Source organism: Sunxiuqinia indica (genome assembly GCF_009847015.1).
In the GTDB taxonomy this organism is placed as follows: Bacteria; Bacteroidota; Bacteroidia; order Bacteroidales; family Prolixibacteraceae; genus Sunxiuqinia; species Sunxiuqinia indica.
The window spans coordinates 132285-148808 of the sequence record NZ_WVEM01000004.1; the positions used below are offsets into that span (position 1 = coordinate 132285).

8 protein-coding genes are annotated in these 16524 nt (G+C 41.0%); all 8 read right to left on the bottom strand.

Features of this window, described 5'->3' with window-relative positions:
- Positions 1–10: 10 nt before the first annotated feature.
- Positions 11–2026, bottom strand: a complete 2016-nt coding sequence (locus tag GR929_RS07560; RefSeq protein ID WP_159518438.1) for a TIM-barrel domain-containing protein — start codon at positions 2024–2026, stop codon at positions 11–13.
- Positions 2027–2433: 407 nt separating this feature from the next.
- Positions 2434–3312: a tetratricopeptide repeat protein gene (locus GR929_RS07565; protein ID WP_159518440.1), complete on the bottom strand. Its 879-nt coding sequence runs from the start codon at positions 3310–3312 to the stop codon at positions 2434–2436.
- 116 nt (positions 3313–3428) lie between these two features.
- Positions 3429–4724 carry a pectate lyase family protein gene (locus GR929_RS07570; protein ID WP_201300930.1) on the bottom strand — a complete coding sequence of 432 codons (1296 nt, stop codon included), beginning with the start codon at positions 4722–4724 and terminating at the stop codon, positions 3429–3431.
- 9 nt (positions 4725–4733) lie between these two features.
- Positions 4734–7526, bottom strand: a complete 2793-nt coding sequence (locus GR929_RS07575; RefSeq protein ID WP_159518442.1) for a LamG-like jellyroll fold domain-containing protein — start codon at positions 7524–7526, stop codon at positions 4734–4736.
- Complete coding sequence (locus GR929_RS07580; protein ID WP_159518444.1) at positions 7523–9733, bottom strand: rhamnogalacturonan lyase family protein; 2211 nt, start codon at positions 9731–9733, stop codon at positions 7523–7525. Before GR929_RS07580 ends, GR929_RS07575 begins: the two co-directional genes overlap by 4 nt.
- 176 nt (positions 9734–9909) lie before the next feature.
- On the bottom strand, positions 9910–11547 hold the full coding sequence (locus GR929_RS07585) for a hypothetical protein (RefSeq protein WP_159518445.1): 1638 nt from the start codon (positions 11545–11547) through the stop codon (positions 9910–9912).
- 49 nt (positions 11548–11596) lie between these two features.
- Positions 11597–14722: a SusC/RagA family TonB-linked outer membrane protein gene (locus GR929_RS07590; RefSeq protein WP_201300931.1), complete on the bottom strand. Its 3126-nt coding sequence runs from the start codon at positions 14720–14722 to the stop codon at positions 11597–11599.
- Positions 14722–16440 carry a hypothetical protein gene (locus GR929_RS07595; RefSeq protein WP_159518446.1) on the bottom strand — a complete coding sequence of 573 codons (1719 nt, stop codon included), beginning with the start codon at positions 16438–16440 and terminating at the stop codon, positions 14722–14724. The genes GR929_RS07590 and GR929_RS07595 overlap by 1 nt, the downstream gene beginning before the upstream one ends.
- Positions 16441–16524 lie beyond the last annotated feature (84 nt).

Consider the following 16524-nt stretch of genomic DNA (forward strand, 5'->3'; position numbering starts at 1 on the left):
TTTTCTAAATTTAGTTAGTCCACTCTTCCCGCGCCTCCAATCCACTCATTTTATACTCCTTAGAAGTCATTTCGACTGACTCCTGATATAACGTATTAAAGTTAGGTAATTTTAGCTTACTTCCTTTTCTCAAAAAGATGGGAATTTGATATAGCGGAGCATCAACTTCAACAGACTGCCCTCCTTCAAATTCTTGATTGGTCCATAGGTCTACCCATGTTTCTCCGGTTGGTAAATAAACCAGCTTCTTTGTTTGACCATTTTCCCAAACAGCGGAAACCAACAAATCATCTCCCAGCATATAGGTGGTCCAGTCGTTCCAGCTTTCCGGCTGGTTCGGATATTCCAAGAACATCGGGCGCGCAATAGGCATTCCCGTTTCGCTGGCTATTTTAGAATAGTTATAAACATAGTCAATCAAGCTCATTCGAAGCTTCGAGTAGAAACGCCAAATAGCTAACAACTCATGATCGAAAGACGGTTCGTAATCCATCGCCCAAAAGCCAAGATTATTGGTTGGCCCTACTTCCATTATTGGAGAGAAACAAGAAAATCCCATCCAGCGCATGGTTGCTTCGCGCTCCATTCGCTTGGGGTAGCCACCTGTATCTGATCCCCAATTGGGATACCCCATCACCGCGCATCGTTGCATACCAATAATGGCTGCCCGCAGTCCTTCTTGTGGATTGCCGGTGTCGCCAGCCCACATGGCTCCATACTTTGCACTCCCGGTGTATTGAGCTCTAGGAAACAAAACAAAGTCATCGCCCAAAATCGGTTTCACTGCCTCGTAGGTCGCTTTTACATACTGTCTCGGGTAATCATTAAAATTCTCCCGATATGTCCTTCCAATCGAAGTTTTCAAATGCAGGCTATCTGTCAGCTTTTCGCCATCTGCACGATCCAACTTGAAACCTTTCACTCCCATTTTAGCTAATTTCCCAGGTCCATTTTCGCCCCACCACTTCACGGCTTCTTCATTCGTGAAGTCCATCAAAACCTGACGTGAGTTTTTCCACTGCTTGCTTTCCAGATTAAAACCACGTTCTTTAGCCTCATCGGCCATGTCTCCCATCACAAAAGGGCCAATCCAAAGCATCACTTCAATCTCCTTCTTGTTCAGCCATTGAATCATTTCCTCAAACTGAGGCAATCGTTCTTCGTCAATTAAATAATCGTCGAAGCCCCTGACTCCGGGCCCCCACGGACGATCAATCCAATATGCTGTCATTGGAATATCATAGGCATCCATCATCAACACATCTTCAACCAATTCGGAATTATAAGGTGCGTCAACCGTTGATCCGTCAACGTATTTACTACGATTAACATGCTCGTCGCGCCAACGCCACGGACCGAAAACCCAACGCGGTGGTACAAATGACGGACCTGTTTCCAACGCATGACGTTTTACCAATTCTGCCGGATTTTCATCCATCATTAATGAAAAAGCAAATTCTGGACCTTCGAAAGAAATAGTTACCAAGTCGGAATTCGTTTTACAAAAATCGATCACTCCAGGCCAAGTGCCACGCGCAAAGAATGAATAATTCCCGGATGAAATATAAAATGGAGCATAGGCCGAAACGGTTGGTTTTAGTTTCACATCCACCTTTTCGCCTCTAAGATTTAGGCCGGTTGCAATTCCTTCAGCCCAGGATTCAGTTTGCTTGCCATCAACAACTCGTTCAAAAGCTCCGGTGAAGTATTCATCGGAATCTGGCGTCAGATTTAAAATCCAAGCCGATGGTTGACTTTCCGATCCTTCGAGCTTCAGTGTTAGTTCAATTTCCTTTTCTTTTTCAACAACATGAAGAATAATCTCTTTCCCATCATTTTCCCATTGATAGTCTTTCTCTGTCGATGAAACTGAGTTTATTTCCGGAGTCCCTTTTATCCAAAATATTGTATTGTCCAACTGGTATCCAATGGCACCTGAGTTACCAGAAGCAGCAAACTTCAGCTCACTGCCATAAGGATTGAGAATTTGTAGTTCGGTATAAGAATCACTCCCCACACTCGACACCGCTATTCTTTTCGGTGAATGACATTTATTTAAACAAAATAAGAAACAGATTGATGAAAGAATCAGGAATAGACATCGGAATAGGTTCAAGGTTTTAATACTCATGATTGACTAGTGCAAATATTCAATTTTAGTTTGGTTAACTTACTATCAAAAGATAATTGTCAAAATTGGTAAAAATCAGATCTCTTCGACCAGTATTTTTGTACGGAAATACTGGCACAAACTGTTTCTGGTGCCGACTTGAGGATAAACGATAATAACAGCACCCCAATTCGATACAAACATCTGTACATGAAAAATCACAACTAATCGAACAAATAATTAGATTTCCTGTGCTTTTCTATAAAGCTCTTTTGGGTTTTGAAGGGTAAATAACAAGCAGAAAAGTTGACTGATTTCTCAGCTTATAATTTGCTTTTCATTTGCGCTGCCTTATCCTCCTTTGATTGCTTTTTATAAATTTGATACAGCGAATTTGCAACCTGTTTATCGTTAGGATAATCTTTTATGGCCTCTTCTAACACCACACGTGCTTTTTCGTAAATGGTATCAATATCCTCCAATTTCCTCTTGATTTTCACATAGTCTTCAATGTTGGCTTTTTTATTCGACTCGTAATTTTCAACAGCTGCCGCGTTTAATGCATCAGCCTGTTCGAAAAGAGTTATTCCCAACATCTTTGTAGCCTTTTTGTAGCTTGGATTTTGTTGATGAATCGTCTCAAAAAGTTCGATTGCCTGATCGTATTTTTTCAATCTTTCCAACGAAAAAGCATACAAATACATGTAGCTCTTTTTTCCGGGATCAGCTTCATTCACCTTTTGAAAATATTCAGCTGATTTTTCAAACTGCCCGGTATTGAAATACAAATAGGCCAATTTCTTATCAAATTCAAATCCCTCTTCAGGAATACTCTCTTTTCCCTCAATCAAGGTAGCTTCTGCACGTTCAATATCTTTTTGCTTGTAGTAGGCATCGGCCAATAAGCGTGATGCGCGACCAACATTATAATTCATTTGGATCGCATCTTTCAGATATGGAATAGCTTTATCATATTGTTCAATTTTTGAATAGTTTAAGCCGGCATGGTAAATACAGGTTGTATCAACGATATTTTGCTCTTGAAACGCTTGTATAGCTGCTTCAAATGCTTTGGCCGCTTCTTCATACTGCTCTTGTGATTCAGCACTTATTCCATCACTTTTGTGTACATCTCCCATTTGCCCGAAGGAAAATGTAGCAATACTAAACAGGAGAAAGGTGATACTTGCTAGTTTTTTCATATGATTAAAATTGTTTGTTTATAAGATATCATATGGAACTCGCACTTTAATCATTACCTTTTGTGTTTTGACTAAACATGCTCGTTTCATTTGTATTATTTTTTCTGGTTCTTTCGTTAATTTACAAGTTCGTTCAAATAAACTTCAATATTTGTATAGCCTTTGTCAAGACTATACAATGCCGCATCAGATGAGTTATTCGGATCTAAACCATTCTGTTGTTCCCAATCGTCCTGCATCCCATCATGATCGCTGTCAAAACCGGGCTCGCGTTTCCACTCTTTTTGAGTCAGCTTAACAGGCAACTCGTCTTCGTCCGCAATTATCTTGCCTTTTTCCCCATAAGAGGTCAACTCCTCAATTAGAAAATGATCAATTTCATCGCGATTGGGCAGGTAAGTTCCAACCGACTTGATCACTCGCTCTACGGCATCTGCAGCGACTATAGCATTTATGGAAGGGAACCCCTGCACTGGTTCCTCAAGCCAGGTTACAACTCCATAATCATCCTTTGAAAGCAGCCGCCCATCTAACTTGCCGTTAAAATTATTATCAAAATAGTTATTCGCAGCATAAATAGCAAAATTTTCATTCCCTCGGGTAAAAGGTTTTCCTTTGGTATCAGGCCCGGCTATAAAATAGTTGTTGGTGACATTGGCGTTTGAATGATATTCGGAACCACCGCCCAGAATGTATCCATTACTTCCCCAATTGTAAACCACGTTGTTTACAAACTGGTTGCGACCTTTTACTTTTATATTTCTTGTATGATTATCGATATACAGATTCCCAAATATGCTTACTCCTCCTTCGCTTTGTACCAATCCGCCGCATGAGTGTGTTTGTAATCCCTGAGCAATAATCGAATTCTGAACAGTCACATTTACCGGTCCATCGACAACTTTCATTGAACTGACCGAGAAATTCTCATCGGTACCCCACGATACAGACATGTGATCGAAGATCATATCGTGCCCCTGATAGATCGTAACAGCATCAATTTTACCGGCCGCCTTTCCACTACGCACACGAATAAACCGACAAATAAGATTGTTGGCATTTGTAAATGAGGCTCCATTTCCCGCGAGGGTAATCCCTTCGCCGGGAGCTGACTGACCTGCAATTGTCAGATTTTCTGAAAAGGTGAGCCGCTCGTTGAGTTGAATCACTCCACCAACTTCAAAAACAATTATTCGGTTTGGTTTGCTCACCGCATCGCGAAACGAGCCCGGACCATCATCATTTAAATTCGTGACCTGATAAACTTCACCACCACGCCCTCCGGTTGCATATTTCCCAAATCCTTCGGCTCCCGGAAAAGCAAGCTGTTGCGCCTTAACTGAACCAACTCCCAACACCAGAAATGAAATTAAGCCTATAAGCTGTGTTATATTGTTGCGTATTATTATCATCGAAACTAATTATAGATGAAAGAGTTTAAGTTCGTTTATCGTATCGCCGATTGTTAACTTAACGATGTATAAGCCCCGAGCCAAGTCAGCACCATCAATCTTAATTTGATGAAGGCCAACTGCTAATTGATCATCATTCAAAACCTGTATTTTTTTCCCAAAAACATCAAACAATTCCATTTGCACAAGACCAGTTTTGGCAAGACGAATTTGGGCTGTTGCTGAAGATTCAAAAGGATTAGGAAATACGACAAATTCATCACGGGCCGACAGTAGGTCTGCTCCTGTTTGAATAGCAGCAGACTTCAGTGCTTCGATCTCCTCCAGTGACAACGCATAGTTATACAGATGAAATTCATCGAAACTACCCGGAAAATTCGTATCGCCTAATGTACAGTTTCCGACGTACATATTTTCGTCGTTACCAATATCTCCCGAATTGTCTGTCGTTGTTTTGTATTGCGTTCCATTGAGGTATACTTCTAATTGATCTTCTTCCACGTTCCGAATGGCTACAACATGCACCCATTCTCCGGTAAAAAAAGTCTCATTTGACATCGACAATTGTGTTTTTGTTTGATCGTCGTCCACCGAAAAGTAAAGGTCTTTCCCATTTTTAGACTCCATCCCAAACCACTTCCCTACAGCGCCTGTAGATGAATCTGTCTTAAAAAGACCTTTATTAAAGAGATAGCCATTGGTTCCTGCATCTGCTTTCACCCAAAACGCAACAGAAAATGAATAATCGTCAAAAGCAATCTGATCCTGATTACTAATTTCAACTCCAGAACCCGATGTTCCTCCAGCCAGATTGATTGCATTTCCAAGCTTCCCAGACTGCCAGACAGGTGTAATATTTACAGCCGTGCCATTATTGCCGTAGGCTGAACTATCGACCACACTGAGGCCTTCAGTTTGCTCAAAAGCATAATATGCAACTTTCTCCAAAAACTGCAAATCCTTGGTGGAAAAGGTATACGTTTCGCTTGATGTTGTTCCGGCATTATTTATCGCATCGACCCTCCAGTAATAAGTTGAGTATTCGTTTAATTCAGGCGAAACAAATAATTTCGTGACAATATTGGTTCCTACTTTTGAAAGGCTGTTTTCTGACTTTCCGAGGTAAACTTCAAAATAATCGGCCTGCAATCCACCGCTCCATGTTAGCTCAATTGCAGCCGGATTTTCGTCGGTTGAATTATTTTGCGGAGCAATTAATACGGGCGTAAGTGGTGTTCCATCAGCCGAAAAAGTGATGACCTCATTACTCAAGACAGCGTCAGACAGCACATCTCCTGAAAAAGATTTCATTCGGTAGGTGTACGATGTTTTCTCAGAAACTTCATTATCTGTATACGTTGTTACATTTGCATCAATCGTGGCAATCTGAGTATATCCGCTGCCATCAGAACGTTCAAGGTAATATCCCGATTCACTTTCACTGTTATCCTGCCAGGTTAATTTAATTTGATTGAATGCGAGTACTTCGGCGGTTAATTTGGATGGGGCAATCGTGTAAGAGCTGGATTGCAAGGCCAATTCATTTAAATATTCTTCCAGGTTTAGATATCCGTCATTGTCCAAGTCTCCATTGCGATCCGATGGATCGTTAATGTTCAATCCTTTCAATGTTTCCCACTCATCAGGCATGCCATCCTGATCGGTGTCGGTGGGAACAGAGCCACCATGAACAGTGCCGACTCCTCCGGAGATCCCATTGTCATCTTCGGAATGAATAATGCTCCCTATTGTTCCAAATGATTTTAGTTCGTTAATCAGGTATTCATCGACTTCGTCTCTAGCCCTTGATGCACCAACATTGTCAATTACATAGTTTAATGCATCCTGTGCTGACATCAGATTATCCACCCCGGGATGACTGTATGGTATTGGTTCGATTGTAGCACCAAGGTAATCGTTAATCAAGCTACCGTTAACTACCCCATCTTTATTGCTATCTACCCAATTGTCTTCCTTGTAAATGTGGAACAATTCGTTTGCTCTTGTAAGATGCGTGCCATTGCTACTTGACGGACCGTAGATAAAATAGTTGCCAATCATATTACAAAACGATTCACCATCGGAATCTCCTCCCATAATAAAGCCATCTGAACCCCAATTGTATACCACCGAATTTATAAACTCATGAGTCCCCTTGGCCTTTGGATTGCGCGTCTCGTTATCGATAAATAAAGAGCGGATAACTGACCAGTCACCACTTTGCATCAATCCGCCTGTTGAATGACCGACAATATCAATTCCCTGTCCAATAATACAATCCTGAAAGGTAAGCTTATCTATTGCTTTTCCATTCACGTCAACCGTACCATCCCATCCCCATGTTATTGAAACGTGATCGAACATGTATCCTTGACCATCTGAAATGCCCAAAGCATCTTTTCGGTAATCTCCGTTTTTCCCCATCCGAAAGCGGATGTGGCGAATAATATTATTTCCGGATTCATTGTTTAATGCAATTCCATTTCCATAAATTGTAATTCCCTGCCCGGGAGCAGTTTGTCCGGCAATCGTTATATTTTTCTTGATTACAATGCGACTATCGATATTAATTACTCCACCAACATCGAAAACAACAATCCGATTACTTTGACTCACAGCATCGCGAAAAGACCCCTCCCCATCATCATTTAAATTGGTAACGTGGTAAACTTCACCACCGCGTCCTCCGGTAACATATCGGCCAAAGCCTTCTGCCCCGGGGAAAGCTAATTGTTGAGAATAACCATTAATAACAAGAAGAAAAAGAATTGTACAAATAGAATATTGTAACATATTGGTCATTTCTTAATGAATTTAGTAAAACTCCTACTTTCATTCGAAAGCAGTTTTGCAAAATAGATGCCTGCCGGGTACTCAGATACATCAATCTGCTTGGAACAGTCTCCGATAATATCAACGAGCTGGCCGTTCATATTTAAAATTGTAAGGACTTCATTCCCCAAACCTTCAACTAACGCAAAATTGACGTACCGGTCTGCCGGACATGGGAAGACATTTAATTTTTGATTGGTAAAAGGATATTGCTCCTGTATAGAAGTGCTTGTACCTCCAGTATAAGGGTTCGTTACAGAAACATATTCGGCATCAGGCACAGGTGGCTGCTGCATTCCATAGCCTAAAAAGAAACTGGTGTGCGCCGGTTGGTTGTAGGCAACATTTTGCCAGGCAATTGACAACCGATACTGAGAATCGTGCATTAATGTATAGAAACTATTATCGGACTCAATAGGCGTGGTGAAAACTCGAAGCTCTGAGTTGTCTGATTTTCTATAAATAATTTCCTCGCGCCAATCACCCCAAATGTCAACAATCAGGCAGGGATTCGACTTCGTGCCATTATTGCTGGATACTCCCTCTTGAAAAACGTTGTATAACCTTTCAGTGGTTTTATTTTCCCAATTCCATTTGGTAATTACGGTCTTGTCTACCAACTCTCGTAACGGATCTCCGTCCCACCAGGCAGCCATATTATAAGTTGCTCCACCTCCTGTTGCTTCAGGATAGGTTGAAGTAATGTGATCTCCTTGAGCGCTATATACTCCCCGTCCGTCGCTTGCCCAGCATTCAGCTCCCGGATAGTTTGGGTCGATATCAAAAGCTACTCCACGACCAATATCGCTATGACCTTTAAGTGACCAAATCGCTTCGCCTGTTTCTAAGTCACGGAATTCAATTCCTGCGGGATTTGGATATTCTTCGTGAACCACATAAGCTTCCATACCCGGGCGTGTTGGGTCTAAATCAGAAACATGCATGGCATCACCATGCCCCAGTCCGGTCGAGTATAGCCCGGTTCCATCATCATCGACAGCCATTGACCCGTATATAATTTCATCTTTCCCATCGTTATCGGCATCAGCAACACTCAGGTTATGATTTCCCTGACCGGCATACTTTGAATTTTCCTGATCCAGTGTGTCAAACACCCAACGTTGTTCCAGTTTTCCATTTCTCCAATCAAAGGCGGCTAAAACGGTTCTGGTATAGTACCCGCGACACATAACTACACTTGGTCGTTTTCCGTCAAGGTAGGCTACACAGGCCAGAAAACGATCTATTCTGTTTCCATAGTCATCACCCCAAATCTCGTCCATTTCGTTGGGTGAAGGATTATCTTTACCGGGATATCGTTGTGGAATATAGTTGGTCGTTGCCATTGCTTCGCCAGTTTCGCCATTAAAGACGGTCAGGAATTCTGGGCCACTTAATACTCTCCCGGCAGAATTACGGTAATCAGCGTTTTTGTCTCCAATCGTTTTTCCAAGGCCATCAACCGTTCCATCCGCTGTTTTACATACCATTTCAGACTTACCATCACCATCAAGATCGTAAACCATAAATTGGGTATAGTGTGCCCCTGCCCGTATATTTCTACCTAAATCGATTCTCCAGAGCTGAGTGCCATCTAATTGATAAGCATCAATAATTACATTGCCCGTATAACCACTATGGGAGTTATCGTGAGAATTGGAAGGATCCCATTTCAGTATAATCTCGTAGTTCCCGTCGCCATCTAAATCTCCAACGCTACAATCGTTGGCACTATATTTATAAGCTACTTTATCGGGAGTTGTTCCTCCGTCGGGAATATTCAATGACAGCGAAAAATAGGGTTCGCCTCCGTGAAGTGTAAAAACCTCTGATCGATCAGACTCAATATCCTCAATTACAGGAACGACATAATATTGATTCAAACGATTAGTGTTAACACCACTAACTAAAAAATTTGTTTTCCCGGAAATTGGCAAGTCATTTTGCTTTACAGCCTCTCCTTCATCAACTTTTGCATAAACATTGAAAGCAATATTCGCCGGATCGTTTCCAAACTTTCGCCACTGAACCAAAACATTATCACCTGAAGTATTAACGGCAACTACACCGCGGCTTAGCGTTTCCATTTGTCGTTGACCAAATGAAGCTTGAGAAAACAACATAAATAGAACTGCACTCCAAATTAACCTGAGATATTGCCTTGAAAACTGTTTCATAATTTTGATTCCTTTGTTGCAGCCATCAACATAAAAACGTCAATTTAAAGTTTACAGCTGTACTCAAACAGACCTCAAACGAGTATCTACTTGAAAAAAAAATCCTGAAAACCAGAATACTTCTGACAGTAAGACTTCTGATTTTCAGGATATTTAATTATTGATAATTGAGTTATTTATAAGCCAAGCTCCCAATCAATGAAGAACTCACCATTCATTATTTTCTCACGAATAGTTTCTTGCATTCCTGCGGGATATTTAGGAACAACCCGGTCGGCAATAATAGACATGTCGTTGTACCGATTGGCCATACGAAACAACATTCCCATTACGCGACCTTCAGCCGGGAACTCCAACAACATAGCATCAAGAAGAGCTAAATCATAGGCTTTAATCCGTTCAGCCTCGGTCAAATCATAGTCTTCGGCACTTGGGTCGGGCAACTCAAAAAAGTCGCCATTCACAACACCTTCGATACCAATATTATTATAAGACCTGTGCAGTAGAAAGTCCCGGTATCGGGCATCCCATTGATCAGGATCGTTGTTTCTGTCAAATTCGCCCTGATCGGGGAATCGTCCTGCAACACCTTCATTTAGCAAGGTTCCGGCAGGTTGCCAGTAGCCTAAATGATTTTCAGCTTCTGCTAGCCAGAAATGCAAGTCATGACCACGGTATAATGGAATACTGGCATCGCTTTGATACGGTTGTCTCCAACGATAATTGGCATGATACTTACCAATAACGGTATCTCCGTCCTGTGACAGAAAGTTCGTGTAACGACCACGTCTGTCGCTATCACTATACTTGCTAGTCGCATAGCTGGTAGGGCGAATTAAATACTTCGCAGGATACCTTTTCCCAAAATAGGTAATCAGATCATTGGTTTGATTGTTTGTATAATCATAAATTATTGATGAAATCGCTGAACGGCGATAGTAAGTACCTTCAGCAAATATTCGGTAGTAATTACTGTTCCACCCGGCATTTAAACTGTATACGTAGGGATCTTCATAAAAAGCTTCCAGCAGACGATCCAGAATTTGGTCCTTGATCCACGCCCAACCTTCATTTTTTGTCACCAACAGTTCGCAACGCAAACACAACCAGTCAGGGGTAATGTATTGCCAGTGCTGGTATTGTCCGTCAGTCGGATTTTCCGGATCAAGCCAGTCTCCCCAGTTCATTTCTAACGTACCATCGATACCATTAACCCCATTGTCAATCAGATCCAAGCATTTATCAACGATTTGCTCAACACTCGTTAATTCAGTGAATATTGCATTGTCAGATACATCTTTTAACTCCGTAACCGGATCATCAAAATAAATTGCTCTCCCGTACTGCTTAGCCAATTGGAAGTAGGTCCAAGCCTTAATACGAAGGGTTCCACTTATCAAAGCTTTATAATTGGTTTCTGTAGCACTATCCATAGCATCACCAATTTCCTCGCGATAGGCAAACATTTTTGCCAGGTAGTCATTACACGCAATAATTACAGCGTAAATATCTACAGGGTCGGCAAATTCGTTTGTTTGTGAATAATTGTATTGATACAACTGCCACAGATCCTGAGGAGCATCAGCAGTTGGCTCCATAAAATCTGCACGTATATCAGACATAAAGATCAGTTGGTCGCCAACATCTTGCAACTTAGTAATAATGCCTAAGTAGCCAGAGTACATTTCACTTTGTGAACTGACATAATCTTCGGAATTAATGATATCTGACGGGTCGGTATTAAAATAATTTTCACAGCCCGCGAATGAAAACACCATCAAAACGACGACTATATTTTTGAATATCTTTTTCATAGACTAAATTTTTAATTCAATTCTTTTGCTATTAATTCAAATTCCCGGGTTAGAAATTCAGGTTAAAACCAAATTTCACACTACGAGGAATTACAGCTTTTGCATAATCAACCCCTTGAAATGCTTCCTCGTAAGAATAAGCAAATTCAGGATCAAGCCCTAAGTAGTCGGTCCAGGTAAACAAGTTTTCGCCAGTGACATAGATTTTTCCTGATCGGAAGAATTTAAGGAATGTTTGATCAAACTCGTAGGCAAGAGTCACATACTTGAGTTTTAAGTATGAAGCATCTTCGATCCAACGAGATGAAAACGCATTGTTGTTCATTGGGTCGCCATAAACAGCTTTGGGGATATCGGTAACCTGCCCATCTAACTGCCAACGATTTATTGCTGCCCGCGACTGGTTATTGAAGTTATCCAACGCTTCGATTGAACGACGAGTAGCATTGTATGCCTCGTTTCCTGATGAGTAAGTAAACTCTGCCGATATCGATAAATTTTTGTAGCGGATATAGGAATAAAAACCACCAAAGAAATCGGGAGTAGCAGATCCCAGGATTTGCTTATCTTCTTCGCCAATCTGTCCATCGTTATTTACATCTTCGTAGCGTACATCTCCGGCTTCGTAGTTAATTCCTCTCCAGTCTTTCAGGTTGGCATCTGTTGCTTGAGCCTGAGAAGCAAAAATTCCTTCAGCTTTATAGCCGTAGAAACTGTAAGTATCTTCTCCTATTTGGGTTACAATCTCAGCTCCATCGGGTAAATCCATTATTTGTTTTGAAACATTACCTAATGATTTTACTTCATTTGTGAGTGTTGAAATATTACCTCCAACAATCCACTCAAAGCTTTTGCTTTTCAATATTGACGCTGATAGTTCAGCTTCAATTCCTGAGTTTGCAATTTCAGCAGAATTATCGTAGTAAGTTGGAGAGCCAAAAACAGAAGATACCGGCTGAGCAAATAACACATCGGTTGAAGTGGCATTGAAATAGTTCACGCCTAAATCAACTCTGTTTTTCAATACCGAAAGCTCAACACCTAAATCCAGTTGTTTTGTGGTTTCCCATTTTAAATTTGTGTTCGGAATATTTGACCGCACAATGCCAGACAATACCAAAAACGGAGTGCTCTGGTAGTAGTTTTTACCATAGTTTGAAGAGAACCGGCTGTTACCTGTTAATCCGTATTCTGCTCTGAAATCCAGTTTGTTTATGAAAGTTGAATTTTCAAGACTCTCCAGATGTTTAGCCATAAACGTTAATCCTGCTGAAGGAAAAACACCCAACCTGGAAGCATCTACTCCTGATGATGAAGTTCCGTCCAGAGCAACATTTACTGAAGCTCGTAGTAAGTTGTTCATGGTATAATCTCCATGAGCATACATATTCATCCAGTTCCATTCATTAATGTAACCAAAGAATTTGGTCGTACCACTTTCAACAAAGTTTAACGTTCTATAAAAGTCGTTGGCCGTATTGTATCCGGCTCCCCCATCAAACTCTTTACTGGTAGTTAACATTTGTAAGCCACCATACACATTCAGCAAATTTCCTGAATCAAGCACTTTTTTGTATTTCGCATTCAGGTTATAGTACATATTTTTCACTTCTCCAGCCCCTGAACGCACGGTATTCTCTGCCAATCCGTTGTTCATAGCAACAATCGTATTACTGCTGCGTCCCGGGATAAAGATATTTTCCTGATCATAGTTGTAAAATAAGCCAATTGTTCCTGACAACAACAGGTCAGGCGTAACTTCATAATTAGCACCAAACCGGATATTAACATTATGCTGTCTGGTATTAGCTGCCAGTGTATTTGTGATAGCGACCGGGTTACTTACACCGTAACGGGCAATATCATACTCAGCCAATATACTTCCATTCGGATCTTTTCGATACGGACTTAGCAATGGCATTTTACTGTAGGCAACTAAAACAGGGTTGGTTTCTTCAATCAAACCTTGTTCTTGCAAATCGGCCTGCATATAGGCCAGGCCAATACTTGCCAATAATTCTAACTTACGATTGACGTTGATACTGGTATTAATTTGAGTATGATAACGATCGCGTTTCGTATTATCAATCACGCCACCTTCGTTCATATAACCTAGCGAGATATCATATTTTGCAACAGCATCTCCACCTTCTACCCTCAACACATTGTTTGAGACTACGGAAGGAGAATAAACTTCATCCTGCCAGTCGGTTTTATTGTTGTACAAATAGTTGTAGTAATTGTCCGGATCATCAACCAGAAATGGGAAATCACCAATCAGGTCAGCCATGTTGGCATAATAAGTTAAGCCAACATCTGTTAAATACGATTTGTACTCATCTCCATTCAGTAGCGGAATTTGCTGATCATTCCAGCTTAAACCGAACTGAGAAGTTAAACTGATTTGTGTTTCAAGTTTATCTGAGGCAGATACTCCGTTGGTTTCGATCAAGATGACCCCATTCGCGGCCATTGATCCATAAATAGAAGCTTCGGCTCCCTTTAAAACAGTGATATTCTGAATGTCAGAAACATTCAATCCGTTAAAAATTCCACGAGAGTAACCCCCAATAATTGGAGATTCTTCGGTATCAGGCAGGTAAGGAATACCGTTAACCAAAATGAGTGGCATATTTTTTCCTACCAGCGAGCGTACTCCCCGAATATTCAAATAGGAACCTTCACCGGGCATTCCACTTTTATTGATTACACGCAAACCTGAGACTTCTCCCTGTAACGCATTTTCAATGGTGTGAACCTGATCCAGATCCTTTGCTCCAATATTCTTTGCTGCAGACGTTTGAGCGGATTTGGTCAACTTTGTATGTGGAAAAACCAAATCTTCGTTATATTTCGGTTTTGCCATATCGACCAGTACAATCCGAACATCAGTCCGGCCCAATAATGGCTGGGACAAATCGTAGAAACCTTGGGCTGAAACTGTTAGAATTCCATCAGTATCGGCTACCTTAACTTCAAACTCTCCTTCCTCATTGGTTTGAACGACTCCCTCAACGCCACTAATTGTAATGACAGCAGAAGGAACAGCCTGATTATCGGGCGCTGTAATTTTACCTTTTACAGTGATTTCTTGTGCCGACAATCCAAATACCAATAAAACGAATAGTATTGTCAGTGCTATTTTATTGTGTCTCATATTCAATACTTTATCCATTAATAATTATTTTCAGTGGGTCGTAGTGTCCAACAGTAAAGTTGGTATCTCCCTTTTGAATTACCGCTGGCAGCAATTGCTGCAATGTCATTACTAGCCACTTTAATTTTAATTGGTTGTAATTCGGTTCCCGTAATGGTTACAATTCCTATCTCTCCACCATCACAATCGTAATAACTCGCCCTGTTTGAAACTGCCGCCCAATCTGCCGGAACATAACCTTCCGGAAAGCCATTATTTGTGCGGTCGTAGTGAATGTTAGGATTTACGTTATCATTAACCAGCTCATCATTAAAATAAATCTGGAAAGTATGAGGGAACTTATTCGACTTAAAGCCCATGCTAAAACTATATTCACCAGGAGGAACCATCACTACTGCAACAGTGCCATCTTCTTTCAATGAGATACCTGTTAATTCAACAGAACAGACACTTTCATTAGCTTTCGCTTCATCGGTCGGCCATGCGCGCACGGTTTTATAGGGTATAAATGGCCAAGGGCCTAACGGGCCAAAGCCGCCGTCGTCTACGATAGAAATATCGCCGAGTCCTTCCCATTTGTAGTATTCCTCTTTTTCTGTTTCGTTGCAATATTCCCAAATGTAGAATCGGTTTTTAATCCGAAAGACAACAACATTATTCGGAATTTTTAAGGCTGTCGTGTAATAGGCTACCCCATTACTCAGAGTCACCGGGTTACTGGTATTTACTTTTTGCACAGTAGGGCGCCATTGAACTCCAGGAGTTGAAGCAGATTCGCCTTCAATATAACCACTAACAGAATAAAGATCTTCGGTACCGTCCAATTGCTCAGGAGTTAACATACTGCTATAAAATGCGGACTTAATAATGAATTGCTCAAATTTTAAGCTGTCATTCGCATTTGGTTCGCGGTTCAATGCATCCCGAACATCCTGATAAGCTTTATCCAGCGCTCCCTCTACAAGTGTATTATTAGGAACTAATACCGTAGATGAGAAAAACTCTGAACGCATATTCCATGATTCGGAACCGCCGGAATCGTAACGATCCATCAATAAGTTTTTTGAGACAAATACCGAATCGTACACGGTATTTCCAGTATTATCGACACCTACCGGAATACTATTTTCCCGATCAAATGCACTTTCTTCATACTCAAAAACTAAATCTTTAAACATGCTATACTCATCGCCAAGCTCTGTTAAAAACTCGTACAATGATTTAGGAGCATAAATCGCATCACTCATCACATACACAAAACCGTTGTCTACCTGAATGATTTTTGAGATTCTCGATTTAGCAATAAAGTACTCTGTAGTACTGGCTGTTTTCTCCACCGAAACCTCAAGGTACTTTCCATTCCACATCTTGATTGACAGGCCGTCAACCAGTTTGGTTGGTGTAAATGCCAAATCACTAACGCAAGTGTTTGCAAAAAAACCAGCATTTTCAATTTGAGCTCCACTCATTACACTGTTTGAGTACACCAAAACAGTAAATAATTGATCTTTTGTCTCCAACTTCGTATAAACATCCTGCTCCGTGAACAATGTCGATATGGAACTCAAGTCGGAATTCGTCTGTATGTATTCTTCGGCCGACATATCCACCACCTCAACGATGTCGCTATCTACCCTTTTACTGCCCGGCTCATAGTGCTGATCCCACTTCTCGGTACAAGAAAAGGAAAACAGCATGGTTACCGCGGCTATTGCATATATATATCTTCTTTTCATATGATTAAAATTGTTTATTTATAAGGTATCATATGGAACTCGCACTTTAATCATTACCATTTGTGTTTTGACTAAACATGCTCG

Excerpts from the sequence above, each read along its gene's own strand:
- GR929_RS07565 (WP_159518440.1), bottom strand. The coding sequence starts at position 3,312 with ATGAAAAAACTAGCAAGTATCACCTTTCTCCTGTTTAGTATTGCTACA.
- GR929_RS07570 (WP_201300930.1), bottom strand. The coding sequence starts at position 4,724 with ATGATAATAATACGCAACAATATAACACAGCTTATAGGCTTAATTTCA.
- GR929_RS07575 (WP_159518442.1), bottom strand. The coding sequence starts at position 7,526 with ATGACCAATATGTTACAATATTCTATTTGTACAATTCTTTTTCTTCTT.
- GR929_RS07580 (WP_159518444.1), bottom strand. The coding sequence starts at position 9,733 with ATGAAACAGTTTTCAAGGCAATATCTCAGGTTAATTTGGAGTGCAGTT.
- GR929_RS07585 (WP_159518445.1), bottom strand. The coding sequence starts at position 11,547 with ATGAAAAAGATATTCAAAAATATAGTCGTCGTTTTGATGGTGTTTTCA.
- GR929_RS07590 (WP_201300931.1), bottom strand. The coding sequence starts at position 14,722 with ATGGATAAAGTATTGAATATGAGACACAATAAAATAGCACTGACAATA.
- GR929_RS07595 (WP_159518446.1), bottom strand. The coding sequence starts at position 16,440 with ATGAAAAGAAGATATATATATGCAATAGCCGCGGTAACCATGCTGTTT.